Origin of the sequence: Erwinia persicina (genome assembly GCF_019844095.1) — a bacterium.
Taxonomy (GTDB): Bacteria; Pseudomonadota; Gammaproteobacteria; order Enterobacterales; family Enterobacteriaceae; genus Erwinia; species Erwinia persicina.
Window position 1 is genome coordinate 3,620,821 of record NZ_CP082141.1, and the last position, 25,792, is coordinate 3,646,612.

The window sequence follows — 25,792 nt, forward strand, 5'->3', positions numbered from 1 at the left end:
GATGGGAACAGCAATATTTATGGTGCTGATGGTGTGCGGCTACTGGTACACCAGCCGTGACCTTTCTACCCGGTTTAAAATCAAACGTTCATTTGGCTGGGATGTGTACTTTCTTGTCGCCCTGTACGGCTGTATCTTCGTCCTGCAGGGGGTGCTGGCGACCGGTCTGATCTGGCTGCTGCTGCTGGCGGCATCCGCCATTTTCAACGCGATTCCCCAACTGGCTGATGGCTTGCATCATCAGTGGCAAATCGAGTTTATGACCTGGAGCTTCTTAGGTATCCAGGCACCGGTCGTGGTCATGCTGGCGTTTGCCGTCGCGTTCTGCCTCTATCGTTCCAGCTGGTCTGGCAGTGCGCGGCTCGACAGCAACGGCCGAAAAAAACTGTATAAAAAGCTGTCACGCGCCAACGGCGTCGAAGGGTTACTGTTTCAGTGTATGGAAGAGGGGGAACTGGCATGGATCACCCTGAAGTCGCGACGAATCTATATCGGAATGATCCACGCGGCCTCGTATGACAATGTGGCCACCGCCAATGTGGTGCTGATCCCGATGCTGAGTGGCTACCGCGACGGTAAAAAACTCAATTTATGCATTGAGCACAACTACAGCCGCTGGTATGCCGAACACGACATCACGCTGGATTCAGAGCCAAAGTCAGCCATGGCTTTCCGCAAAGTGATTATGCTGGATCAGATAGAGAGCCTGTCACTGTTTGATCCGGCCAGCGCCAGCGCGCTGGCCAGTTGAGATTAAAACAGCACCGAGATCAACCAGAAGCCGGCAAAGGTCATCAGCAGCGATCCGATGACGTGGATCATGACAGACGCCATTGCCCAGAGATAGCTACCGGACTGCATCAGCGTGACCACTTCCAGCGAAAAGGTGGAAAATGTCGTCATACCGCCGCACAGTCCGGTGGTGATCAGCAGCTTCCATGCCGGGTCGATCCCTGGATGGCGGACAAACCAGGCCACCGTGGCACCAATGATAAATCCGCCCACCAGATTAACCAGCAGCGTACCGGGTGGCAGGTTGGGAAACAGGGCGTTGAGTCGTACCGCGAGCAGCCAGCGAATAACACAGCCCGCGCAGCCACCAATCATCACAGCCAGTAAAGGTTTCAGCATAAAGTCCTCAGGATAAAGAGGAAGGTGCCTGCAGGCAGATAACGAACAGCCTGATACACCGACCTCGTGAAAAGGGCCAGAGTTTCAGGCGTCATCAGCCCGGACAGTCGGGCGGTTGGGAAAGGTGGAACACCATCACCTTGTCGCCATTAAGATAATCAGCGAGCGCCCGTTTTGCAAGCCGCTCGCACACTGAAAAAAACAACATATTGTTGATTGCTAAACAGGGTGTTGATATTGTTCTTTCTCCCCTACTCTGCCGCCGAGTCACTATGTCCGCCCACTCTCCTGATATCGCCCATGAACGCGCCCTGATCCTGCAAACCCTGCACGCTGCCGTCACTGCACTCGGCAATGTGATCGGACGCAATACTGAAGTCGTCCTGCACGACCTTGAACACCCCGAGAAATCCGTGCTGGCCATCACCAACGGCCATGTTACCGGTCGTGTGCTGGGCAGCCCGGTACTGGATGTTCCTGCTCAGGATCGGGGGCTTCAGGCGTTAATTAACGAGACAACTCCTGCGAACGATAATGTCCCGACGGTGATCCCGGACTACCCGACCCGCGGTAAGCAGGGTCAGACGCTGCGAAGCGCAACTGCACTTTACCGCGACAGCAACGGCCAGGCATTTGCAGCACTCTGTATTAATACCGACAACAGTGAGCTTCTGGCAGCAAGACGCTGCCTCGACAACCTGTTGAACAGCCCGGACAGCCCGCCGCCTGCGGCTGAAGAAAGTGCAGATATGGCACAGCTGATGGCGGAGATTATTGCTGACTCGCTCAGTGAGCTGAATGGCGACCTGCGCCTTTCACGTAAACAGGCCAAGCTGGCAGCGGTGAGAAAAATGCAGGAACGCGGTATGTTTATTGTTAAAGGCGGTATCGAAAAAGCCGCTACAGCCCTTGGCGTTACCCGCTACACCATATACAACTACCTGGATGAAATCCGCGATGGGCAACAGCCCGGGAGTCCGTCATGAGTCTGCATATTGCCACCCCACTCCTTACCTCCCGCCCGCTGAGCATGCTGACCGGCCATAACGTGTTGCTAAAGATGGAGGCGTTACAGCCTCCGGGCTCGTTTAAAATTCGCGGCATCGGCCTGGCATGCGAAACCTGGCAACGCAGGGGTGCCCGACGATTTGTATCCTCATCAGGCGGCAATGCCGGGCTGGCGGTGGCCTGGGCAGGGCGACATCTTGGCGTACCCGTGACGGTCGTGGTGCCGGAAACCACTTCGCACTGGGCACAGACGCTGTTGCGGCAGGAACTGGCAGAGGTGATCGTCCACGGCAGCTCCTGGCAGGAAGCGAATCATTACGCGCAGTCACTGCTGGGTACGCAGGATGCCTTTCTTCACCCCTTCGACGATCCGCTGCTGTGGCAGGGCCATGCCACCATGATTGATGAAGTGGCGCAGAGTGGAATGCGTCCTGATGCCGTGGTGCTGTCGGTGGGCGGTGGGGGCCTGCTGGCCGGTGTGGTGGCAGGGCTGCAGCGTAACGGCTGGCAGGATGTGCCCGTACTGGCGGTGGAAACCGAAGGGGCCGCTTCATTTCACGCGGCAATGGCGGCCGGGTATCCGGTCGAACTGGATGGCATCCACAGTATCGCCTCATCGCTGGGTGCAAAACAGGTCTGTGACCAGGCACTGCGGTGCGCCCGCGAACATACTGTACAGAGTCTGCTGGTATCGGATCGGGCGGCGGTCAATGCCTGCACACGCTTTCTGGACGATCACCGGGTGCTGGTGGAACCGGCCTGTGGAGCCAGTCTGGCGGTGGTCTACGATATGCATCCGCAGCTCGCCGCGTATCACAATCTGCTGGTGATTGTCTGCGGCGGGGCGACCAGCAGTATCGCCCAGCTGCACGCGGCCTCGACCGCACTGAATGATTAGTGGTCTTCCACTTCATACTGCACGGATAACTGCCCTTTCTTCTCTTTAACACGGGTGATGTGTACCAGGCCAACCTGCGCGGTCGTCAGCACGTGTGTGCCGCCGCAGGCAAAGGCGGGAAGCGATCCCCAGGTCACGTTGCGCAATCCCGCCAGCTCACTCACTACCCGGGGGAGATCGGCGGCGACCAGCTCGCGTGTAAGCCGTTCCAGTGCCGCCCTCTCCACCTCAGCTGAGGTTATACCGGGTGCGAAAACTATCCGGCCCGCACCAGGACGGTGATCGCCTTTGGTGGCATGCCAGCCAAACTGTTCACCGGCCACGCCGATCAGATGCCCCGCAGAATGCATTTGCGTGTGCCGTCTGCGGACCTCTGCGTCGACGACCAGGGTAGTGGCCCCCGTAGGGACGGGCGTGGCCAGCAGGTGGATTACCTGACCCTCTTCCTGACTGATTTTCACCACCTCTGCCCCGCCCAGCGTGCCGCGATCGGAGGGCTGGCCACCGCCCTGTGGATGAAACAGCGTGGAAGCGAGAATGACACGGTAATGACCGCTGTCATCCGGTTCACAGCGCAGGACCTCAGTGGTCATTTCAAGGCTGTCGCTGTAGTAATAGGCTTTTTCTGTCATGGGGGGGTCAGACTCTCCAGGTGGACGGAATGCAGGCTGTAAATTAGCATCTCTCAATAACAAATTAAACAAAATGTTGAAATTGATACCTGAAAAACGCCATTAATCAACAACAGGGGTAATTTACTCGTTGTGACGTACGTCGCCGGAACAGAGACAATATGCCAGCCCATTCAGCGGTTTTTTATCTCGCTGTTTTAGTCCATGCTGGTTACCCCTTTTCTTTCAGAGACGATGCTATGACTAAAAATCTGAATAAAGACACCCAGGTCTGTATGTCACTGGCGGCGCGCCCTGGCAACTTTGGCACCCGTTTCCATAATTATCTGTACGATGCTCTCGATCTTGATTACCTCTATAAAGCCTTTACTACCCGGGATCTGACGGCGGCCATCGGCGGCGTTCGCGCGCTGGGTATACGGGGTTGCGCCATCTCAATGCCATTTAAAGAGGAGTGTATTCCGCTACTGGATGAGCTGGATGCCTCCGCCAGCGCCATCAACTCGGTCAATACCATCGTTAACACAGATGGCTATCTGAAGGCGTATAACACTGACTACATCGCCATCGTCAGCCTGCTGAAGCAGTATCAGGTGAACACCGGGCTGACTTTCGCCCTTCGCGGTAGCGGCGGTATGGCAAAAGCCGTGGCCTGTGCCTTAAAAGACAGCGGATTCAGTCAGGGAGTGATCGTTGCACGTAACGAGACCCGGGGCCGTGAGCTCGCTGCGCTGTACGGTTTTGAATGGCGTGCCAGCCTTGATGGATTACAGCCCGGACTGCTGATCAATGCCACCCCCACCGGAATGGCGGGTGGCATTGATGCCGACGTGCTGTCATTTGATACGACCACGATTGACGCGGCGAGCGTGATCTTTGAAGTGGTCGCGCTACCTGAGCTGACGCCACTGGTGCGCTATGCACGCAGTCAGGACAAAACGACGATCACCGGTTCTGAAGTGTTTGCTATTCAGGCCGTAGAGCAATTTGCCCTGTACACCGGGGTGCGCCCGGATGATGTGCTCTTTCGCAAGGCCGCAGAGCACGCGCGCCTGGGATAGGCGCTTCACTCAGAGATTAAGACTCTGGCTCAAAAGAGCGATCATGGTGCTGTCACTGCCGGACTGCTTAAGATGGCGATCGCTATCGTAGATCTCCAACGGCTCGTGCGGATAGTCCTCCGGTACAACAATAATAAACCGCCCTCCCTGGCGCTCGGCATTGCGTTTCGACGCAGTAATACGCATTGCTGAGCAGTCATTGACGATGCTCAACTGCGGGAAGGCGGCTCTCAGTCTTCGCCCCAGAGCCAGCGCACACGCCCTCACCGTCCATGAGCACGAGATAATCACCACATCGGTCATACGTGGCTTCAGCATCGTTTTATTAGTGAGCTGCTGAAGTCGCATTAATGGCTCCAGCATAAAGGCGAAACCAAAGGCAAATGTTTCCCGCCCGATGAGTTCGCTGGCGCAGCGATCGTAGCGGCCGCCGCGACACAGCAGGCTTCCCTCCTCCAGCCTGTCGCTGTGCCACTCAAAAAGGGTATGGCAGTAGGCATTAGCCGGGTAAAGCGCCTTATCCACCACAAAGGGGATACCTGCCCGGGTTAATGCAGCCATTAATGACTCAAAGCGCTGCATCGACGATGTCGAAATAAAATCGCCGGGCTCTGGTGCCTGGGTTTGCAACGTCGCCAGCAGGCTGTCGGTGGACTGCAGCAGTTGCTCCGGTCTGTCAGCAAGCCAGTCTATCCACTGCGCCTGGAAGAGAAAAATAAACGGCTGATAGTACTGACGCAATGCGTCTCGAAAAGCAGCAAACTCACGGGCACTGCCCAGCGTATTAATTTTTAGCTCAATATGGTTTTCCAGCCGCAGGGATTTGAAGAAATCATACTGCATGATGAACTGCTCAAGTTCGATATCCACCCTGGGATAACCAAAAGCCTCCACGCCAAGCTGCTGGTACTGCTCGACAGGGGTATGCTCGCCTCTGCGCACACGAAACATCGTCCCCAGATACCAGAGTTTGCTGGTTGACTGCAGATCCCGGTGCGCTTCAATCGCATGCAGACATCCCTGCGTCCCTTCGCGCCGTAATAAAGCCGAGTGCTCGCCACCAATACGGCACGCCCCCGCGTCTCCCTGAGCAAAGTCAGGGGGGCGTGTTAATGCTCCTTCTTTTTCCAGCAGAGGCAGGCGTATTTCCTGATAGCAGTAGCGCTGCAGCAGTTGCGATGCCTGGTTTTCAATCCACACCCAATCCAACACCTGATTATGATAATACTTTCTTGGCCGCCCACACTGACGCGGTCTGACCCGGCGATGAAGCGATATTTCCTGCTGCTGACAATACTGCGATGTACCCAGCACACAGTTTTGACTGAGACAATTTTTGATTTTGTCTGATACCGCCGCACTGAGCGGTGTCTGCATAAAGCGACGGTACTGTAACGCCCGGGCTGAGGGCGTTTTCCCGAGTTTTAGATACTCTTCATGGAAGGTGAGACGGGCTATATGCTCCTCACCAATATTGTGCCGGTAGCTACTTCCTTTTGATAAGTACGGCTTATCTTCTTTAGCACTGTCAACAAACTGTTGAGCCAGTAAAAAATAAGCCCCCGGTTCAATCAGGGAGCTATTGTAACGCCCCTCCCACAGCGCCCCACTACGATGATATCTTTGATTGAAATAGCGCACATAGCTGCGACCGATATGCTGAACAAGGCGGCTGAGATCCTCTTTACTGCCAGGCGTTAATAGCAGAAAAAACTCTTTTGCATGCAGAGAGTAAGCATGTAACTCACAGGAATAGAGTGCAAACGCCCGATCAAGACTAATAAGAAAAACATCACAATCCATCTTATCCATAAAGATAAAATTATGATTATGCCCTTTTAGCTGTATAAGCTGCGGCAGACCCTGAATATAGATTCGTTCTTTTCTGGACATATCACCCTGGAATTTATGTATAAAAAACTTAAGTGAATATCAAAAGATTCGGCGCTATTTATTTTTAATTAGCTATTGTGGCAGGGTGCATGAAAGCGTCTGTCATTGTCAATATATCAACTGTAAATTAATCACCCTCGCTTGATGTGAATTTATTGTTAATTAAAAAACACAAAAAGGAGATAGCTCCGCCCCCCTTGAATGAGAGGCAAATAAAAAAGGGGACGGAGTCATTAGTTTATATTTTGCATAAAAAACACACTATTTTCCGGCATTAAAATACATAATGTGCCTTTTATCCTCTCGGTCCTCTAAAAATATCGCTCCCCCTTTCTTAGAATCACTCCCATCTCGGTGAGACCACCTGGTTATCACTTTTTTTATGGCAACGACTACAGGACATTCAATATGGGAACCATGAGTGCGGCTAAAGCACATAAAATGGGCGTCGTGGCGCTTACGCTGGTTACCGCATCAAATATGATGGGGTCAGGGGTATTTATGCTACCGACTAACCTTGCAGGGGTCGGTTATATTTCTCTTTGGGGATGGCTCTTCACCATAATTGGTGTCATCGCCTTAGCCCTGGTTTTTTCTAAGACGAGTCTGATTACTCCGCGTACCGGGGGAATTGTCGCCTATGCCAGTGATGCCTTCGGTCCTTTCATCGGTTTCCAGACCACCGTGTGCTACTGGATCAGCGCCTGGGTCGGCAACGTGGCGTTGCTGGTCGCCGGGGTCGGTTATCTCAGCTATTTCTTCCCTGAATTGAAAAACCCGTCGATCGGCAGTGTCGTGGCGATTGTGATCCTGTGGGGATTTATCGTGCTCGCCAGCTTCGGCGCGCGGGTCGCCGGGCGCGCGCAGTCCTTTACCGCCAGCTGTATGCTGGTGGTGGTACTGGGCATTGGCGTGGTTGGCTGGTTCTGGTTCGATCCGACCCTGTTCTCTCAGGTGTATAACGGCACAGGAAAAAGCGACACCTCTGCCATTATCACGGCGGCATCTATCGCGCTCTGGGGTTTTCTGGGCGTTGAATCTGCAGTGGTCTCCAGCGGTCAGGTGGAAAAGCCGGAATACACCGTTCCGCGCGCGACGGTATACGGTTTACTCATTGCCTCCGTCTGCTATGTCGGAAGCTGTACCGTGATTATGGGTCTGGTGCCACATAATGAACTGGTGAACTCTGCGGCTCCCTTCGCCGATGCCGCACGCTATATGTTCGGCAAAACTGCCGGTAACGTCGCCTCTGCACTGAGTATTATTGCCTGCTTCGGCTCCATATCAGGCTGGTTGATTTTACAGTCGGAAGGCCCACGCGCAGGGGCTCAACAGGGCCTCTTCCCGAAATTTTTCTCTGACGTGAATAAAAATGACGTCCCCATGAAAAGCCTGATTTTTACCGGGATACTGATGACCCTGGTATTGCTGATGACGGCCTCTCCTAACCTGGCTAAACAGTTCGAGACCGTCATTCTGATGTCAGTCTTTGCCTCACTGCTGCCTTATATGTACGCCTTGATTTCCCTGCCCATTATTATGGTTTCCAAAAAGATGAACCGTGGACGCAGCTTTATGTTTTACAGCGTCATGGTTGTTATCGGAATGATTTACAGCATTTTCGCCATGCTTGGATCGGGCACGGACTCGATGTTCTGGGGTGTCGTCATGATCATGATCACCATTCCCCTTTTCTGCTTTGTTGCCGCAGGGCGCAGTAAAAAAGGCGTCGGCATCCTCTATCTGGATGAAAAATAAAAAAGTTACTTTATCCGTTAACTGTAAGAAGGAATAGCAAATGACGTTATCTATTGAAGATCAAAATAAGCTGGATGCTTTCTGGTCGTACTGTGTAAAAAACCAATATTTTAATATCGGATATCCTGAATCAGCGGACTTTAATTATACCAATCTCGAACGATTCATGCGGTTCTCTATCAATAACTGCGGTGACTGGAGTGAGTATTGTAATTATCTGTTGAACTCCTTCGACTTTGAAAAAGAAGTCATGGCGTATTTTGCGCAATTGTTCAAAATCCCCTTTGAAAAAAGCTGGGGCTATGTGACGAATGGTGGTACGGAAGGAAATATGTTTGGCTGCTATCTTGGCCGTGAGATTTTCCCTGATGGCACACTCTACTATTCAAAAGATACCCATTATTCCGTCGCTAAAATTGTTAAGTTACTGCGGATCAAGTCACGGCTGGTGGAATCGCTGCCAAATGGCGAAGTAGATTACGATGATTTGATTAAAAAAATCACAATGGATAAAGAGCAGCATCCGATTATTTTTGCCAATATTGGCACTACCGTTCGCGGCGCCATTGATGATATTGCTCTTATCCAGCAGCGCCTGAAAGATGCAGGCTTCAAACGTGAGGACTACTATCTGCACGCTGATGCCGCGCTGAGCGGTATGATCCTGCCTTTCGTCGACGATCCGCAGGGCTTCACCTTTGCAGACGGCATCGACTCTATCGGCGTCTCTGGCCATAAGATGATTGGTTCGCCTATCCCCTGCGGCATTGTCGTGGCGAAAAAAGCCAATGTGGATCGCATCTCCGTCGAAATTGACTACATTTCCGGCCACGATAAAACCATCACGGGCTCCCGTAACGGCCATACGCCGATGATGATGTGGGAAGCGATCCGCAGCCACAGCCATGCCGACTGGAAACGGCGTATCACCCACAGCCTGAATATGGCTCAGTACGCCGTCAGTCGTCTGCAGGAAGCAGGGATCAATGCCTGGTGTAATAAAAACTCGATTACAGTGGTCTTCCCCTGCCCGTCTGAGGCCGTCTGGAAAAAACACTGCCTCGCCACCTCTGGTGAGGTCGCCCACCTGATCACCACAGCCCACCATCTCGACACCAGTAAAATTGATGCACTGATCGATGATGTGATTGCTGACAGTGTCATGAACGCTGCCTGAACCGTCTGCCTGCCCGCCTTTGCCGGAAAAGCTTGTCAGACCGGCAGCCGGTGAGGCAGGCATCACTCGCTACAGAGGATAAGGATTTATCATGAGTAAAATTCAGTCCATCCGGGGAATGCGCAGCATCCTGCCAGAGGAAACCCCGATCTGGCAGTGGCTGGAAAATAAAGTGCGGACTGTCGCTCACCGATATGGCTATCAGGAAGTTCGCCTGCCGATTCTGGAGCCGGTCTCGCTTTTCGAGCGCGCGGTGGGAGAGTCGACCGATATCGTGTCGAAAGAGATGTATAACTTCTATGACAAAAGTGGTGAGCACATTACGCTGAGGCCGGAGGGCACCAGCGGCTGCGTTCGTGCCGTGGTGGAAAACAACATGTGCTACAACACCACGCAGCGGCTGTGGTATCAGGGGCCGATGTTCCGCTATGAACGACCGCAGAAGGGGCGCTTGCGGCAATTCACCCAGTTTGGCGTTGAAACCTTCGGCATGCCGGGAGCCGATATTGACGCAGAGCTGATCTACATGGCCTGGGATATTTTTAAAACGCTAAACGTGGATCGCTTCATACGCCTGGAAATTAACTCGCTGGGAACACTGCCCGAGCGCAAAGAGCACCGTCAGGCGCTGGTCAGATGGTTTAATCAGCATCATGAACAGCTGGACGAGGACAGCCTGCGCCGCCTGGAGAGTAATCCGCTGCGTATTCTGGACAGCAAAAACCCGGCGATGCAGGAGATGATTGAAGGGGCCCCGCAGCTGCTGGACTTTCTTGGTGAGGCCTCGCGGCAGCATTTCGCCACGCTGCGAACGCTACTGGACAATGCAGGCATCACCTACCGCGTTAATCCACGTCTGGTCAGAGGGCTGGACTACTATACCCGCACTGTTTTTGAATGGATTACGGATGAGCTGGGATCACAGGGAACGGTTTGTGGCGGTGGACGCTATGATGGCCTGGTTGAACTGTTCAGCGACAAGAAGCTACCGGCTTCAGGGTTTGCCATGGGTATTGAACGCCTGTTGCTGCTGTTGCAAACCACTGGCGGAGACAGCAACATCACCCACTCTCCTGATATCGTGGTGACTTACGAAGACCCGGAACACAACATTGATGCCCTCCTGCTGGCGAACACGTTACGTCAACAGCTACCCGCTCATAAAATATTCAGTGATTTCAGCGGATCGCGACTGAAACGTCAGCACAGTAACGCCCTGAAAAGCGGCTGCCAATTCATTGTCACTCTCAATGCCGATCGTCGGCTGGGTCTGTGGGATTTGGTGAACAATCGCCATGAAACGCTGAGACTGGAAGAGATCGGGAAAACCATCAGCACAACCGGAAAAACGCCCTCCCGCTGAACAGCCCCCGGTGGATCGGCGTAAAACAACGGGCGCTCAGGCCCGCACTTTCCCTAACCGGTCAGTAAAAAGGTTAACGCTTATCCACAACCATTTTGACCGCCAGCCCGGCCAGCACAGTTCCCATCAGCCAGCGCTGGGCCTTTTGCCAGCCTGGACGGCTGGCCAGGAAGGTGGCGATGGTGCCTGCCGCGAAAACGATCAGACCGTTGACCAGCATACTGGTGAGGATTTGGGTAAAGCCCAGCGTCAGGGACTGTGCCAGCACGTTGCCCTGCTCCGGGTGGATAAACTGTGGCAGCAGCGTCAGATAGATCACCGCCGTTTTAGGATTGAGCAGATTGGTCAGCAGCCCCATGGTAAACAGCTTACGCGGGCTGTCAGGCGGCAGATCGCGTAGCTGAAACGGTGATTTTCCACCGAACAGGGCCTGCCATGCCATCCACAGCAGATAGGCTGCCCCGGCAAAACGCAGTGCATCATAGGCTACCGGTACCGCCATCAGCAGTGCGGTGATCCCCAGCGCGGCGCAGACCATATAAAACATAAAGCCCAGCGCCACGCCGCAAAGTGAGATATATCCTGCCCGACGCCCCTGGCAAAGCGAGCGCGAGATCAGATAGATCATGTTCGGGCCGGGCGTCAGCACCATGCCGAGAGCGATGGCGGCAAAGGGGAAAAGCTGAGAAAGCGTGACCATATTCACCGCCTGTTTTTAGTAAGGTTAAGCGCGCACCGTGTCGTCACCCCAGGCCACCCACTTATAGGTGGTCAGTGCTTCCAGCCCCATGGGGCCACGCGCATGCAGTTTCTGCGTGCTGACCGCCACTTCAGCCCCCAGGCCAAACTGACCGCCGTCGGTGAAGCGTGTGCTGGCGTTCACATAGACCGCAGAAGAATCCACTTCATTCACAAAGCGGTCAGCGTGCCCGATGGTACGGGTCAGAATGGCGTCGGAATGGTGTGTGCCGTATTCGCGAATATGGGCGATCCCCTCATCCAGCGAGTCGACCAGCCTGACGTTAAGATCCAGCGCCAGCCACTCGTCGCGATACTGCTCTTCTGTTACGGCACTCACGCTGGCCGGGCCGTTCTGCAACAGCGGAAGCGATCGCGGATCGGCATGGAGAGTAATCCCCTCCCGGGCCATACGGTCGCTCAGTGCGGGCAGGAACGTATCGGCAATGGCTGCGTCTATCAGTAACGTTTCCACAGAATTACAGGCGCTTGGGCGCTGCTTCTTGGCGTTAACGATCACCTTCAGCGCCGCGTCCATTTCACAACTGCGATCCACATAGATATGGCAGACGCCAATCCCACCGGTGATCACCGGAATGGTGGATTGCTCGCGGCACAGCTTGTGCAGGCCGGCACCGCCGCGTGGGATCAGCATATCAACGTAGCGGTCAAGCTTCAGCAGCTGGCTGACCAGCTCACGATCCGGACTTTCAATCGCCTGCACCGCTCCGGCCGGCAGGCCGTGCTGTTGCAGTGCCTCCTGAATCACCCGCACGGTGGCACCGTTGGTGCGGTAAGTCTCTTTCCCGCCGCGCAGGATCACTGCATTACCCGTTTTCAGGCACAGGCTGGCGACATCGACAGTAACGTTCGGACGCGCTTCATAGATCACTCCCACCACGCCCAGCGGCACGCGACGGCGTTCAATACGCAGCCCGCTGTCGAGCTTACCACCATCAATCACCACGCCGACCGGGTCAGTGAGACGACAGACCTGACGCACATCATCGGCAATGCCTTTAAGCCGTGTCTGATCCAGCGTCAGACGATCCAGCAGCGCTGCACTCATACCATTCTGACGGGCATCCGCAAGGTCGAGTTCATTGGCCGCCAGAATCGAGGCGCTCTGCGCCTCCAGGCGATCGGCAATGGTCATCAGTACCTGATTTTTCTGCGCGGTCGAGAGTACCGACAGCTGATACGATGCAGCCTTCGCAGCCTTACCCATTTGTTCAAGCATCAGAGCTCCTTAAGCAACAATCATATCGTCACGGTGTACGGCAACCGGACCATATTCATAACCCAAAATTTCGCTGATCTGCTGGGAATGGTGCCCGGCAATCATACGCATGGCATCACTGTTATAGCGTGAGACACCATGAGCAACATCACGGCCCTGAAGGCTGCGAATACGGATCACCTCTCCCCTGGAGAAATTGCCGCTGATCTCGCGGATCCCTTTCGGCAACAGCGAACTGCCACGCTCCAGGATTGCCGACAGTGCGCCGTCGTCCACCACCAGCTCGCCCGCCGGGGGAGCACCAAAGATCCAGCGTTTGCGGTTCTCCAGCGGCGTTTCAAAAGCATGAAAGCGGGTGCCGACCGGCTGGGCGGCGATAACATCACCGATGACGCCAGGACGGCTTCCTGCCGCGATAATGGTGTCGATACCGGCACGGCAGGCCACATCAGCCGCCTGTAATTTGGTGGCCATTCCCCCGGTCCCCAGACCAGATACGCTGTCGCCCGCCAGCGCGCGCAGCGCGTCGTCAATACCGTGGACGTCGCGGATCAGCTCGGCATCAGGATTGTTACGCGGATCGGCGGTAAACAGTCCCTGCTGATCGGTGAGCAACAGCAGCTTATCGGCTCCGGCAAGGATCGCCGCCAGCGCCGAGAGATTATCGTTATCACCGACTTTGATTTCCGCGGTGGCCACTGCGTCATTTTCGTTGATAACAGGAACAATATGGTTGTCGAGCAGCGCCCGCATGGTGTCGCGAGCGTTAAGGAAGCGCTCACGATCTTCCAGGTCGGCACGCGTCAGCAGCATCTGACCGATATGAATGCCATAGATGGAGAACAGCTGTTCCCACAGCTGGATCAGGCGACTCTGCCCCACCGCAGCCAGCAGCTGCTTTGAGGCGATGGTCGGGGGCAGCTCCGGATAGCCAAGGTGTTCACGCCCCGCCGCCATCGCGCCTGAGGTGACAATCACAATGCGGTGGCCCGCCGCATGTTGCTGTGCGCACTGACGCACCAGCTCAACGATATGTGCCCGATTTAACCGACGTGAGCCGCCGGTCAGTACGCTGGTCCCCAGTTTCACCACCAGGGTCTGGCTGCTGCTCATTATTTCCTGCCATTTCGTAAAAAAGAGTACAAAGAAACGTTTTAGCAGGTGTGGTGCCTGAAGCCAACAGCCAGCGCGGGAAAAGGGCGAAAAAGGCCTGACCACTCGCTAGTCGAAAAGTTCGCAATTAACAAGAAGTGTTGAAAACTGTAATAAATCTTTAATAGGAAAAGGGTAAAAAGTCCGTGCTTCGAACAGAGCCTTCGGGCCGTTTATAAATTTTACTCTTTCGGGATTGATCGAAAATGATGAAGAAAAGCGCACTGGCAATCTTAACCGCAGCTCTGGCTCTGTCCACCGCTGCACAAGCCGCAGAAGTTTATAATAAAGACGGCAATAAGCTGGATTTCTACGGCAAAGTTAAAGCAATGCGTTACATGAGCGATGCAGATACCAACGCCAGCAACAACGCTGACAAATCTTACGTGCGTATTGGTTTCAAGGGGCAGACTCAGATTAATGACCTGCTGACCGGCTACGGCCAGTGGGAATATAACTTCAGTGCCAGCAACTCTGAAGGCGGCGCTGATGCGCAGTCGGGCAATAAAACCCGTCTGGGCTTTGCCGGTCTGAAAATGAAAGATATTGGTGCTATCGACTACGGCCGTAACTACGGTGTGATTTATGATGTCGAAGCATTCACGGACATGATGCCAGAGTTTGGTGCGACCGGTTATACCCGTGCTGACACCTATATGCTGACGCGCGGTAACAGCATGCTGACCTACCGTAATACCGACTTCTTCGGTCTGGTTGATGGCTTAAAATTTGCGTTGCAGTATCAGGGCAAAAACGATGCCTCGTCGACACGTAACGGCAACGTCTCTAACGGAGATGGTTACGGTGCCTCTGTTTCCTATCAAATCATTGATGGTCTGACAGTCAATGGCGCGATGTCCTCTTCAAACCGCCTGATTCAGACCCAGAAAGACGCGGCATTTGGTTCAGGCGATAAAGCGGAAGCCTGGGCGACTGGTTTAAAATATGATGCAAACGGTGTGTATCTTGCCAGCACCTATGCTGAAACCCGCAACATGAACCCGATCAACAGCGGTGCAACCTTTACCGCGGCAAACGGCACTACGTCGTCTGTATCAGGTTACGTGAATAAACTGCAAAACTTTGAAGTGGTCGCTCAGTACCAGTTTGACTGGGGCCTGCGTCCATCACTGGCTTATGTGCAGACCAAAGCTAAAGATATGGAAAATGGCATTGGTGATGCTGACCTGTACAAATTCGTGGATATCGGTGCCACCTATTACTTCAACAAAAACATGTCTACCTTCGTCGATTACAAGGTTAACCTGTTGAATGATGACAATAAGCTGGGACTGAATACCGACGATATCGTTGCCGTTGGTGTGATGTACCAGTTCTGATCCCACACTCGCTGCAACACGCCACTGCGGCAGCGGGTTAAGCGTTACCCCTCGTTATGTGTCTTAAAAAAAAGGCTGGAGCAATCCAGCCTTTTCCTTATTCTGCGCTGAGTGTGTTATTCGGTCAGCTTAACCGGCTGGTCAGCGAAGCCGTCGGCCGGGATCAGCCCCAGCTCAATTTCCGCCAGCTGTGCTTTTAAACGCACATGGAAGTTACGTAACGTCTCTTCAACGCGGGCATTATTATCCTTACCCTTCACCGCACCCGGCTTCCAGTTGCCTTCTTTATCGAACAGCCCAAAGTGATACTCATAGGTAAAATGGTCTGAATGTGCTTCCAGCTCCATCCACCAGCCCCAGAATTCACGTAATTCCGGTTCAGGTTTCACATTGACGCAAACTGCCAGGCAGTCAAAGAAGAAGCGCTCGCCTTCACACTTGCCTTCACGGATGTAAGGACCTAAAGAGTGAAAGCGCTTAATCAGCCTACTCTTCGGATGTCCACTCGGTAACGTCATCGTTTAAACTCCTTAGTTAAGCTTATAGTTGTAGCAAACTATTGAATATTAGCAACTCACTCGTCCAGCCGCTGCGCCAGCCAGTCACAAATATCGCGCAGCCCTTTATCGAAGTTCGCCATCGCCGGAGACGTATTAATTTTTAACAGCCGCCCGGCAGACGAGGAATTGGCGATCAGACGCGATTCCTCTTCCGGGCTGAACGGATCGTGAGCCCAGTAACCAGACAGCATTGGCGTCGGGCAACGGCGTCCCAGAAGCCCCTGAATTTTCAGCGAGAAACGGCTCAGTTCAGTGCGCAGCGCACTGTCTGAGGAGCCTGACATTCCCAGGCGGCTGGCCAGCATATCCATATACATCTCCGGCACCCTGTCCTGCAAATTGGTATTGCTTAACAGACTGTGGACCACCGGCCCCAGACAGGCCACGCCTCGCAGACGCTGGCTTTCCAGATAGGCCAGCCTGACCGCAATATTGGCACCAAAACGGAAACCGAAGGCCGCCACCCGGGTATGATCCACCCAGGCCACATTTTCCAGCTGTCGCAGCACCTGCTGATGCAGGAAGCTGGAGTCCTGGGTCAACTTCCACTTCGAAGAGAAGCCCACGGAGGGCATATCCAGCGTCAGCATCGCAATGCCACGCGGCGCAAGATAATCGTGGAACAGGCGGTAGTGGTCACTTTGCAACGCATCGAGGCTGCCACACAACAGCACCGTCGGATAAGGAGCTTTCACCTCTGGAGGCATATGCAGAAACCCGGTAACCGGACTGCCACCCTCGATGGCAAACTCCAGCTCTTTCAGCTCACCAGGCAGGCGGTGGGTAGCCTCCTGATAAGCGCGGCTGGCCAGCAGTTGCGCCTGTTCAGCCAGCTCATCCTCTTTCAAATGGGGGTAACCCGCCACGCTGTAAAGATGGGCCGCATGCAGCCAGTACTGGCCCGCCAGCAGATCGTCTTCACACTCGCTGGCTTTCTGCTGCCACTGCGCCGCCTGAGTAGACCATTCGTAAATCCAGTTACCGCCGCGATAGCCAATCACCGTATCCAGCAGCTGGTCGTCGGTATGCTCTACGGTGCTGACGGCAATACGCGCCAGCACTTCGCTCACTTCCTGCGGTGACAGGCCGCGCCAGGTCCACAGCAGGCGGTTGATCATGCGATACCAGCCGGCATGGGTTTCACCATCCAGCGCAGAGTGAATGCTCAACGGGCGATGGTGATGCAAACGTCGGACCAGCGATGAGGTTTCCGGGTGTTTGAAACGCGGCTTGAAGAGTTCTTCGCTGAGATTTTTCGGCGACATAACAGGGATTTCCTCCGGCGTACGGGTAGAAAATGAGTCTACCGTAGCCAGGAGATTGACGCGAAGGGTAAAAACAGACGTGCCCGACAGAATCGGGCACGGTTTGATCTGAACAGGCTAAATCGCGCTGAATAACAGGAAAAAGTATCAGCCCTTCACCAGCGGGGGAATAAAGGCGATGCCCATATCCCATGGCTGTTCAATCCAGGTGTTCTGCGGGATATCAATAACATAATCATCCACCAGCGGCCGACCGGCTGGTTTAGCGAAAATAGTCACGAAATGCGCTTTTGGATACATGTTGCGGATTGCCTGCGCGGTGCCCCCGGTATCGACCAGGTCATCAATCACAATAAACCCTTCTCCGTCGCCTTCGGCGCGTTTCAGGATAGTCATTTCACGCTGATTGTCATGATCGTAGCTGGAGATACAGACGGTATCGACATGGCGGATGCACAGTTCACGTGCCAGTAAGGCGGCAGGAACCAGCCCCCCACGGCTTACCGCAATAATGCCTTTCCACTGGTCGGCAGGCAGCAGGCGCTCGGCCAGTTTACGGGCATGAATTTGCAGCATGTCCCAGGTGACGATGTATTTTTCACTCATTAAAAGGATCCCGGCCAGTAAAATTGGCTTAAAAATTGTGCAAGGGGAGCGGTTGCGCGAAATTATAGTGATCTGAAGCACTAAAAACCAGCCCGCTGCGCCCTGTCAGCCCATTTTTCCTGGGGCAGCGTGAGCATGAGCCAGAAATCGGTGATATTCTTTTGCCATCGCGTCAGATTCGCTGGCGGGAGTTTTCCCAACCGATATCAAGGCATCCCCCCTGCCAGCACGGCAGCGCGGTGATGCTGACACAGGAGAGTTATCGTGTCTGAATTGTCTCAATTATCCCCACAACCACTGTGGGATATTTTTGCCAAAATCTGCTCCATTCCCCACCCTTCTTATCACGAAGAAGAGTTAGCAGCCCATATCATCGCCTGGGCGACGGAGCAGGGTTTATGGAATGAGCGCGACCAGGTGGGTAACATCCTGATCCGTAAACCGGCTACGCCGGGTTATGAAAACCGTAAGCCCGTTGCCCTGCAGGCGCACCTGGATATGGTGCCGCAGAAAAATAACGATACGGTGCATGACTTTACGAAAGATCCGATTCAGCCGTGGATAGATGGCGAGTGGGTGAAAGCGCGGGGCACCACGCTGGGTGCCGATAATGGTATTGGCATGGCTTCAACACTGGCGGTACTGGCTGATAACAGCCTGGAGCATGGCCCGCTGGAAGTGCTGCTGACCATGACCGAAGAAACCGGTATGGCGGGTGCATTCGGCTTGCAGGCCGGCTGGCTGCAGGCCGATATATTGATCAACACCGACTCCGAAGAGGAAGGTGAGATCTACATGGGCTGTGCGGGTGGGATTGACTTTACCAGCACCCTGCCGCTGACCTATGAAGCGGTTCCGGCAGACTACCAGACGGTCAAACTGACGCTGAAAGGCCTGAAAGGTGGACATTCCGGCTGTGATATTCATGTCGGTCTCGGTAACGCGAATAAGCTGCTGGCGCGCTTCCTGTTTACACATGCGCAAGAACTCGACCTGCGTCTGGTTGACTTTGCCGGTGGTACGCTGCGCAACGCGATTCCGCGTGAGGCGTTTGCCACGCTGGCGGTTTCGCCTGCCGGCCTCGACAAGCTAAAGTCCCTGGCGGCAGGCTATCTGCTGACACTGCAAAATGAGCTGGGCCTGAAAGAAAAAAATATCGCCGTCGCGGTGGAAGACCTGGCGCAGGCCCCTCAGGTGCTGGACAACACCAGCCGTGACCGCTTTATCGCCCTGCTGAACAGCACTCCGAACGGGGTGATCCGTCAGTCTGATGTCATGAAAGGGGTGGTAGAAACCTCCCTCAATGTGGGCGTGGTGACATTTGAAGGCAATGAAGCAAAAATTAACTGCCTGATCCGCTCCCTGATCGACAGCGGTAAAGAGTATGTGGTGGAAATGCTCACCGCACTGGGCCAGCTGGCCGGGGCGAAAACCCTTGCCAAAGGCAGCTACCCGGGATGGCAGCCGGATGCCAGTTCGCCGGTCATGGCGCTGGTGCGTGAAACCTATGAAAAACTGTTCGACAAAACCCCGAACATTCAGGTTATCCACGCGGGTCTGGAGTGCGGTCTGTTTAAAGAGCCCTATCCGCAGATGGATATGGTCTCGATTGGACCGACCATCACCGGCCCTCACTCCCCGGATGAGCAGGTACATATTGCCAGCGTCGGGCTTTACTGGCAGTTGCTGACCGCGCTGCTGAAAGCGATCCCGGCGAAGTAATATCAGGTATGACGGGCGGACCGGAAAGGAGGTCCGCCCTGCCTTTCTCTGCCCGGCCAGCCATTTTTTCGATCGATTCCTGTGGCACGTTTACAGCCCTAACAACAACTGCCTTTCCAACTGGGGATCGAGCAGCGTGACATGCAATCCCACCAGCCTGACGCCGCGACCTGCGCGACGCTCGTCCCAGCTTTTCCGCGCAATCTCAATTAAATCGTCTTTATTCAGTACCTGCCAGACATGTTCCTGGGTCGTCTGCTGGAAATCGTCAAACTTGAGTTTGACGCCCTGACGGGCAATCTGACGATCCGGTTTGATTTTATCCAGCCGCCGCGCCAGCTCGTCGTACAACAGGTCGATGATCGCCAGGCAGTCATCCCACTGATGGATGTCCTCCGACAGCGTCCGCTCGACACCCAGCGATTTCCGTTCACGTGAGGTAATCACTTCACGGTCGTCGATGCCGTTACAGCGCTCCCACAGCACGCGGCCAAACTTACCAAAACGCTTCAGCAGCCTGGCCAGGTCGGTTTTCTGCACATCTGCGCAGGTGGTCAGCCCCAGCTCTTCCAGCTTTCGCGCCGTCACTTTTCCCACGCCGGGGATCTTCGACAGCGGCAGGCCAAGCAGGAAATCGGACATCTCGGGCGGCGTGATCACAAACTGGCCATTGGGCTTATTGATATCGGAGGCGATTTTGGCCAGAAATTTAATCGGAGCCACGCCGGCAGATGCAGTAAGGTTCAGTTCCTGCTGAATGGTGTCCCGGATTTCACGCGCAATCAGCGTAGCGGAACCCTGGCAGTGCGGGCTGTCGGTGACATCCAGATAGGCTTCATCCAGCGAGAGCGGTTCAATCAGAGAGGTATAGCGGGAGAATATGTCACGGATATGGGTGCTGGCTTCTTTATAGGCATCATAACGGCCGCGCACCACCGTCAGATGCGGACACAGCTTCAGCGCCATCGCCGTCGACATGGCGCTGTGTACGCCATATTTTCGCGCCGGATAGTTGGCAGTGCTGATCACGCCGCGCTGCTTTTCGCTGCCGCCGATGGCGATCGGAATGTCGCGCAGACTGGGATTATCGCGCATTTCAACGGCGGCAAAAAAGCAGTCCATATCCACGTGAATAATTTTACGCATAACCCCTCCGACAATACTGGATAAGTATACAGTTAAATTATCAGAGTTCAATGCAGAGCAAAACACGCATAAAAAAAGGTTTTTGTTCTTCCCTGTCTTGATAAAAAAATAGACAATGCTAAGGTGACGCAGCGATAGCGGAATTGTCCGAGATTGCACGTCAACAGACGCCTCCGGCGTTGCTTCCAACCCCTACATTTCAAGGGAACCAGAATGGGCAAAATCGCACTGCTGTTTGCGATGATTTTTCTGCCAGCCGTTGTCTTTGCCAGCGTACCGGATTCGGTTACACCCCTGGCCCCGGTAAGCAAAGAGTTAAAGAAACAATTAATTGGCACCCCCGTGTACCTGCAAATCTTTAAAGAAGAGCGCACGCTGGAACTTTACGGCAAGATCGGTAACGAATACCGCCTGCTGAACAGTTACCGCATCTGTAATTTTTCCGGTGGTCTTGGGCCAAAGCGTGTTCAGGGCGACTTCAAAAGTCCGGAAGGGTTTTACAGCGTAGGGCTTTCACAGCTGAAACCTGACAGCCGCTTTTACCGCGCGATCAACGTCGGGTTCCCGAATGAATACGATCGTCAGCAGGGCTATCAGGGTAAATACCTGATGATCCATGGCAACTGCGTATCTGTAGGCTGCTACGCCATGACCGACGCCTATATGGATGAGATTTATCATTACGTGGAAGCGGCGCTACGCAACGGCCAGCCCCGTGTAGAGGTCAGCATCTATCCGTTCCGCATGACGGAAAGCAATATGCAGCGCCACCGGTACTCTACCTACATCAATTTCTGGAAGCAGCTGCAGCCAGGTTACGCCCAGTTCGTGCAGACGAAACAGCCGCCGTCGGTCAGCGTCAGTGCCGGCAAGTACGTCATGGGCAGCCCGATGATGGCCAGCCCTGGCGCACCGGAATCAGCCCTGGCGCTCACCCAGGCAAAATAGTGCCCATTCACCTGGCTCAATCTTGTGCCAGGTTTCATTCGCCGTCAGCGGCTGAGTGGCAACGACTGTGACCACATCATCTGGCGTGGTCTGCTTCTGAAAATCAATTTCCACGTCCTGATCCAGCAGCTTGGCCTTGCCGAACGGCGCACGCCGGGTGATCCAGAACAGATTGGTCGAGCAGAATGCCATCAGATACCGCCCGTCTGACAGCAACATGTTAAACACCCCTTTTTCACGCATCTCTCCTGCCAGCTCCGCAATATAGCGGAATACCGCCGGCCAGTTACCCGGCGTGCGGGGATAACGGGTGGTCAGCTTATGCAGCAGCCAGCAAAATGCTAACTCACTGTCCGTTTCGCCAATGGGACGGTACGGACCGGTATCCAGGTTTTTATAGCCTTTAAGCTGGCCGTTGTGCGCGTAAGTCCAGTTACGCCCCCACAGTTCCCGGGTAAACGGATGGGTGTTTTCCAGCGACACCTCGCCCCGGTTCGCCTGCCGGATATGCGCGACGACTGAACAGGATTTGATTGGGTAGTCCTGCACCAGACGGGCAATCGGTGACTGAAAGCTGGGCTGTGGATCTTTAAAGGTGCGGCACCCTTTCCCTTCATAGAAGGTGATACCCCAGCCGTCTTTATGCGGCCCCGTCCCGCCACCGCGCTGAACCAGCCCGGTAAAGCTAAAACAGATATCCGTCGGGACATTTGCGCTCATCCCTAATAGTTCGCACACAGGATTACCTCGTGAAAATAGATTCTATCCCCAATGGATTTCACGTTGCAGGAAGGCGGCAAACGCATGAATCCCCGGGAGCTTACACGAGTAAGTGACCGGGGTTGACGAGAGCAGCCAACGCACCTGCGGCGTGAAAGATGAAGGGGATTAAGCGACCATCTCTTTTTCGATGAGCAGCATCAGAATATGGATCACCTTGATGTGAATTTCCTGGATGCGGTCAGCATAGCCGAAGTGCGGCACGCGGATCTCCACGTCCGCCACACCATCCATTTTTCCACCGTCTTTGCCGGTCAGGGTGATCACCTTCATCCCTTTCGCACGCGCGGCCTCAACGGCTTTGATAATGTTGGCGGAATTGCCGGAGGTTGAAATCCCCAGCAGAACATCCCCTGCGCTGCCGACCGCTTCGATATAGCGGGAGAACACAAAATCGTAGCCAAAGTCATTGCTGACGCAGGACAGGTGGCTGACATCAGAAATGGCAATCGCCGGATAGCCTGGACGGTTTTCACGATAGCGGCCCGTCAGTTCTTCCGCAAAATGCATCGCATCGCAGTGAGAACCGCCGTTACCGCAGGAAAGGACCTTCCCGCCCGCTTTAAATGAATCAGCCAGCAAAACAGCCGCGCGCTGGATCGCATCGATGTTTGCCTCTTCACTTAGAAATTTATTCAGCGTGTCTGCCGCTTCGTTCAGCTCGGCGCGAATGATGTCCTGATACATAGGGGTGTCCTTTTTAGGAAAGAGTTACTGCGGGAGTTTACCAAGTTGCCAGGAAAGCGGGAAGCGATCTCCCTGAGGGGCGAAAGGATTAACGGTTCGTGCCCCCGCTTTGTGAGCCAGGTTGTAATTATTATGTAAACAGATTGCACCTGAAGCCGGGGTAATCTAAACCTATAACCAACAGGTCAGACCTCTTACTACTTACGGAGCAGACGTTATGATGGTTCTCAGTGTTGTGGCGACGATCGTCCTGGTCGGTGCCCTGTTTTATCACCGCGTCAGCCTGCTGGCTGCCAGCGCAATAGTATTTATCTGGACGGCGGCCTTCGGCATCGCCGGGCTGTGGACGTTGTGGCTGCTGGTTCCGCTGGCACTGATCCTGCTGCCGTTCACGCTGCCGTCGATGCGCCGTGCGCTGTTTTCTAAACCGACACTGGCCACGTTCCAGAAAGTGATGCCACCGATGTCGCGCACCGAGAAAGAAGCCATTGATGCCGGAACCACCTGGTGGGAAGGTGATCTGTTCCGTGGCACGCCGGACTGGAAAAAACTGCATGCGTATCCACAGCCGCGCCTGACACCTGAAGAACAGGCCTTTATTGACGGCCCGGTGGAAGAGGCCTGTCGTCTGGCTAATGACTTCCAGATCACGCATGAAATGGCCGATTTGCCCCCCGAGCTGTGGGCCTATCTTAAACAGCATCGCTTCTTCGCCATGATCATTAAGAAAGAGTATGGCGGACTGGAATTTTCAGCCTACGCACAGGCGCGGGTGCTGCAAAAACTGGCGGGGGTTTCCGGTATTCTGGCTATTACTGTGGGTGTACCTAACTCCCTTGGGCCTGGCGAACTGTTGCAGCATTACGGTACCGACGCGCAGAAAGATCATTACCTGCCCCGCCTGGCACGCGGCGAAGAGATCCCCTGCTTTGCCCTGACCAGCCCGGAAGCGGGTTCGGATGCCGGTGCCATTCCGGATACCGGGGTGGTCTGCATGGGTAACTGGCAGGGCGAACAGGTGTTAGGCATGCGCCTCACCTGGAACAAACGCTATATCACCTTAGCCCCTGTCGCCACTGTGCTGGGCCTGGCGTTTAAACTTTCCGATCCTGAGCGCCTGCTGGGCGACACAGAAGAACTGGGGATTACCTGTGCGCTGATCCCCACCCAGACGCCGGGCGTCGAAATTGGCCAGCGTCACTTCCCGCTCAACGTTCCGTTCCAGAACGGACCCACGCGCGGTAACGATATCTTTGTGCCCATCGACTATATCATCGGCGGCCCGGAAATGGCCGGACAGGGCTGGCGGATGCTGGTCGAATGCCTGTCAGTGGGCCGGGGGATCACCCTGCCTTCTAATTCGACCGGCAGCCTGAAAAGCATTGCGCTGGCCATTGGTGCCTATGCCCATATTCGCCGTCAGTTCCGCCTGTCGATTGGTAAAATGGAAGGCATTGAGGAACCACTGGCGCGCATTGCGGGCAATGCCTATGTGATGGATGCAGCGGCAACGCTGATCACCAGCGGCATTATGCTCGGTGAAAAACCGGCGGTGCTGTCAGCTATTGTTAAATATCACTGCACCCATCGCGGTCAGCGGGCGATTGTGGATGCGATGGATATTGCCGGGGGCAAAGGCATTATGCTCGGCAACAGTAACTTCCTCGCCCGTGCCTATCAGGGCGCCCCGATAGCCATCACCGTGGAAGGGGCAAACATCCTGACCCGCAGTATGATTATCTTTGGTCAGGGCGCTATCCGCTGCCACCCCTATGTGCTGGCCGAAATGGCCGCCGCACAGAACCACGATCTCACGGCGTTTGATAAGGCACTGTTCAGCCATATCGGCCACGTGGGCAGCAATACAATGCGCAGCCTGTGGCTGGGGATCACCGGTGGGCTGACCAGCGCCTCCCCGACGCGTGATGCCACCCGTCGCTACTACCAGCATCTGAACCGCATTAGTGCGAACCTTGCGCTGCTGTCGGATGTCTCGATGTCGGTGCTGGGCGGCAGTCTGAAACGCCGTGAGCGCATCTCCGCACGTCTGGGCGATGTCCTGAGCCAGCTCTATCTGGCGTCGGCCGCACTGAAACGGTATGAAGATGAGGGCCGCAACGAAGCCGATTTACCGCTGCTGCACTGGGGCGTTCAGGATGCACTGAACCAGGCGGAAACGGCCATTGACGACCTGCTGCGTAACTTCCCGAACCGCATGGTTGCGGGCCTGGTCCGCCTGGTGGTGTTCCCGACCGGTCGTCACAGCCGGGCACCGTCTGACCGTCTTGACCACCAACTGGCGAAGATCCTGCAGGTACCGTCAGCCACCCGCACCCGCCTGGGGCGCGGCCAGTACCTGACCCCGAGCGAGCATAACCCGGCGGGCCAGCTGGAAGAGGCGTTGCAGCATGTGATGGCCGCTGAAGTTATTCACGATCGTCTGTGTAAACAGCAGAAAAAACATCTGTCATTTACCCGCCTGGATGGGCTGGCGGCTGAAGGACTGCAAAAAGGATGGGTGACTCAGGAAGAGGCCGACGTGCTGATCCGTGCGGAAGCCAGCCGTCTGCGCTCGATTAACGTCGACGAGTTTGCTGCTGATGCGCTGGCGACCCAGCCAGTCAGAGAGGATGTGCCGCAGCGAAAGATTGAAGCGGCCTAGTGATTAACCCGTGGGCCGATCGTCA

The 25,792-nt window shown here is 54.8% G+C and carries 23 protein-coding genes and 1 riboswitch; of the genes, 11 read left to right on the top strand and 12 right to left on the bottom strand.

The window, feature by feature from the left end:
* Nucleotide 1 precedes the first annotated feature (1 nt).
* Nucleotides 2-751: a hypothetical protein gene (locus tag K6L24_RS16775; RefSeq protein ID WP_062747909.1), complete on the top strand. Its 750-nt coding sequence runs from the start codon at nucleotides 2-4 to the stop codon at nucleotides 749-751.
* 2 nt (nucleotides 752-753) lie between these two features.
* On the opposite strand, the gene crcB is transcribed toward K6L24_RS16775, so the two are convergent.
* Nucleotides 754-1,131 carry a fluoride efflux transporter CrcB gene (gene crcB, locus K6L24_RS16780; RefSeq protein WP_062747912.1) on the bottom strand — a complete coding sequence of 126 codons (378 nt, stop codon included), beginning with the start codon at nucleotides 1,129-1,131 and terminating at the stop codon, nucleotides 754-756.
* Nucleotides 1,132-1,209: 78 nt separating this feature from the next.
* Nucleotides 1,210-1,280, bottom strand: a riboswitch (Fluoride riboswitch).
* 123 nt (nucleotides 1,281-1,403) lie between these two features.
* Between crcB and K6L24_RS16785 the strand changes: the two genes are divergently transcribed.
* Together K6L24_RS16785 and K6L24_RS16790 are read left to right on the top strand one after the other, a co-directional pair.
* Nucleotides 1,404-2,117 (top strand): helix-turn-helix transcriptional regulator, encoded by a 714-nt coding sequence (locus K6L24_RS16785; protein WP_222681664.1) that lies wholly within the window; start codon nucleotides 1,404-1,406, stop codon nucleotides 2,115-2,117.
* Entirely contained in the window at nucleotides 2,114-3,037 is a 924-nt protein-coding gene (locus K6L24_RS16790) for a pyridoxal-phosphate dependent enzyme (RefSeq protein WP_222681665.1), read from the top strand. Before K6L24_RS16785 ends, K6L24_RS16790 begins: the two co-directional genes overlap by 4 nt.
* On the opposite strand, the gene K6L24_RS16795 is transcribed toward K6L24_RS16790, so the two are convergent.
* Nucleotides 3,034-3,669, bottom strand: a complete 636-nt coding sequence (locus K6L24_RS16795) for an alanyl-tRNA editing protein (protein WP_062747919.1) — start codon at nucleotides 3,667-3,669, stop codon at nucleotides 3,034-3,036. The genes K6L24_RS16790 and K6L24_RS16795 overlap by 4 nt on opposite strands.
* 239 nt (nucleotides 3,670-3,908) lie before the next feature.
* Here K6L24_RS16795 and K6L24_RS16800 point away from each other — a divergent pair, with 239 nt between their 5' ends.
* On the top strand, nucleotides 3,909-4,730 hold the full coding sequence (locus K6L24_RS16800) for a shikimate 5-dehydrogenase (RefSeq protein ID WP_118664570.1): 822 nt from the start codon (nucleotides 3,909-3,911) through the stop codon (nucleotides 4,728-4,730).
* A gap of 9 nt (nucleotides 4,731-4,739) precedes the next feature.
* Here K6L24_RS16800 and K6L24_RS16805 read toward each other — a convergent pair whose 3' ends face one another.
* Nucleotides 4,740-6,623, bottom strand: coding sequence for an ATP phosphoribosyltransferase regulatory subunit (locus K6L24_RS16805; RefSeq protein WP_222681666.1), 1,884 nt, complete (start codon nucleotides 6,621-6,623; stop codon nucleotides 4,740-4,742).
* A gap of 408 nt (nucleotides 6,624-7,031) precedes the next feature.
* Here K6L24_RS16805 and hdcC point away from each other — a divergent pair, with 408 nt between their 5' ends.
* The 3 genes from hdcC to hisS all read left to right on the top strand — a co-directional run bounded on the left by hdcC (nucleotide 7,032) and on the right by hisS (nucleotide 10,921).
* Nucleotides 7,032-8,381 (top strand): histidine-histamine antiporter, encoded by a 1,350-nt coding sequence (gene hdcC, locus K6L24_RS16810; RefSeq protein ID WP_062747927.1) that lies wholly within the window; start codon nucleotides 7,032-7,034, stop codon nucleotides 8,379-8,381.
* Between the two features lie 40 nt (nucleotides 8,382-8,421).
* On the top strand, nucleotides 8,422-9,558 hold the full coding sequence (locus K6L24_RS16815) for a histidine decarboxylase (protein WP_062747929.1): 1,137 nt from the start codon (nucleotides 8,422-8,424) through the stop codon (nucleotides 9,556-9,558).
* A gap of 88 nt (nucleotides 9,559-9,646) precedes the next feature.
* Nucleotides 9,647-10,921, top strand: a complete 1,275-nt coding sequence (gene hisS / locus K6L24_RS16820) for a histidine--tRNA ligase (protein ID WP_240043869.1) — start codon at nucleotides 9,647-9,649, stop codon at nucleotides 10,919-10,921.
* A gap of 73 nt (nucleotides 10,922-10,994) precedes the next feature.
* On the opposite strand, the gene K6L24_RS16825 is transcribed toward hisS, so the two are convergent.
* Genes K6L24_RS16825 through proB form a run of 3 tightly spaced genes read right to left on the bottom strand, consistent with a single transcriptional unit; the run spans nucleotide 10,995 to nucleotide 14,012 of the window.
* Nucleotides 10,995-11,621 carry a LysE family translocator gene (locus tag K6L24_RS16825; protein WP_062747932.1) on the bottom strand — a complete coding sequence of 209 codons (627 nt, stop codon included), beginning with the start codon at nucleotides 11,619-11,621 and terminating at the stop codon, nucleotides 10,995-10,997.
* 24 nt (nucleotides 11,622-11,645) lie between these two features.
* Entirely contained in the window at nucleotides 11,646-12,899 is a 1,254-nt protein-coding gene (gene proA, locus K6L24_RS16830; RefSeq protein ID WP_062747934.1) for a glutamate-5-semialdehyde dehydrogenase, read from the bottom strand.
* A gap of 9 nt (nucleotides 12,900-12,908) precedes the next feature.
* Nucleotides 12,909-14,012 (bottom strand): glutamate 5-kinase, encoded by a 1,104-nt coding sequence (gene proB / locus K6L24_RS16835; protein WP_062747936.1) that lies wholly within the window; start codon nucleotides 14,010-14,012, stop codon nucleotides 12,909-12,911.
* 248 nt (nucleotides 14,013-14,260) lie between these two features.
* Here proB and K6L24_RS16840 point away from each other — a divergent pair, with 248 nt between their 5' ends.
* The gene (locus K6L24_RS16840; protein ID WP_137269946.1) at nucleotides 14,261-15,391 is read left to right on the top strand and encodes a porin; all 1,131 of its coding nucleotides are present in this window, start codon (nucleotides 14,261-14,263) and stop codon (nucleotides 15,389-15,391) included.
* Nucleotides 15,392-15,507: 116 nt separating this feature from the next.
* Here K6L24_RS16840 and crl read toward each other — a convergent pair whose 3' ends face one another.
* The 3 genes from crl to gpt all read right to left on the bottom strand — a co-directional run bounded on the left by crl (nucleotide 15,508) and on the right by gpt (nucleotide 17,822).
* Complete coding sequence (gene crl, locus K6L24_RS16845; RefSeq protein ID WP_062747940.1) at nucleotides 15,508-15,909, bottom strand: sigma factor-binding protein Crl; 402 nt, start codon at nucleotides 15,907-15,909, stop codon at nucleotides 15,508-15,510.
* A gap of 56 nt (nucleotides 15,910-15,965) precedes the next feature.
* Nucleotides 15,966-17,216 (bottom strand): esterase FrsA, encoded by a 1,251-nt coding sequence (gene frsA, locus K6L24_RS16850; protein WP_062747942.1) that lies wholly within the window; start codon nucleotides 17,214-17,216, stop codon nucleotides 15,966-15,968.
* Between the two features lie 147 nt (nucleotides 17,217-17,363).
* The gene (gene gpt / locus K6L24_RS16855; RefSeq protein ID WP_062747945.1) at nucleotides 17,364-17,822 is read right to left on the bottom strand and encodes a xanthine phosphoribosyltransferase; all 459 of its coding nucleotides are present in this window, start codon (nucleotides 17,820-17,822) and stop codon (nucleotides 17,364-17,366) included.
* 264 nt (nucleotides 17,823-18,086) lie between these two features.
* Here gpt and pepD point away from each other — a divergent pair, with 264 nt between their 5' ends.
* Nucleotides 18,087-19,544 carry a beta-Ala-His dipeptidase gene (gene pepD / locus K6L24_RS16860; RefSeq protein ID WP_118664572.1) on the top strand — a complete coding sequence of 486 codons (1,458 nt, stop codon included), beginning with the start codon at nucleotides 18,087-18,089 and terminating at the stop codon, nucleotides 19,542-19,544.
* Nucleotides 19,545-19,634: 90 nt separating this feature from the next.
* Here pepD and dinB read toward each other — a convergent pair whose 3' ends face one another.
* Nucleotides 19,635-20,690 carry a DNA polymerase IV gene (gene dinB, locus K6L24_RS16865; RefSeq protein ID WP_062747949.1) on the bottom strand — a complete coding sequence of 352 codons (1,056 nt, stop codon included), beginning with the start codon at nucleotides 20,688-20,690 and terminating at the stop codon, nucleotides 19,635-19,637.
* 213 nt (nucleotides 20,691-20,903) lie between these two features.
* Here dinB and dpaA point away from each other — a divergent pair, with 213 nt between their 5' ends.
* Complete coding sequence (gene dpaA / locus K6L24_RS16870) at nucleotides 20,904-21,638, top strand: peptidoglycan meso-diaminopimelic acid protein amidase (protein WP_062747951.1); 735 nt, start codon at nucleotides 20,904-20,906, stop codon at nucleotides 21,636-21,638.
* Here dpaA and K6L24_RS16875 read toward each other — a convergent pair.
* Nucleotides 21,609-22,376 (bottom strand): class II glutamine amidotransferase, encoded by a 768-nt coding sequence (locus K6L24_RS16875; RefSeq protein WP_062747953.1) that lies wholly within the window; start codon nucleotides 22,374-22,376, stop codon nucleotides 21,609-21,611. The genes dpaA and K6L24_RS16875 overlap by 30 nt on opposite strands.
* 150 nt (nucleotides 22,377-22,526) lie before the next feature.
* Nucleotides 22,527-23,105 carry a D-sedoheptulose 7-phosphate isomerase gene (lpcA, locus tag K6L24_RS16880; protein WP_062747955.1) on the bottom strand — a complete coding sequence of 193 codons (579 nt, stop codon included), beginning with the start codon at nucleotides 23,103-23,105 and terminating at the stop codon, nucleotides 22,527-22,529.
* Between the two features lie 217 nt (nucleotides 23,106-23,322).
* On the opposite strand from lpcA, the gene fadE reads away from it, so the two are divergent.
* A complete protein-coding gene (gene fadE / locus K6L24_RS16885) occupies nucleotides 23,323-25,767 on the top strand; it encodes an acyl-CoA dehydrogenase FadE (protein WP_222681667.1) in 2,445 nt (814 codons plus the stop codon).
* Nucleotides 25,768-25,792 lie beyond the last annotated feature (25 nt).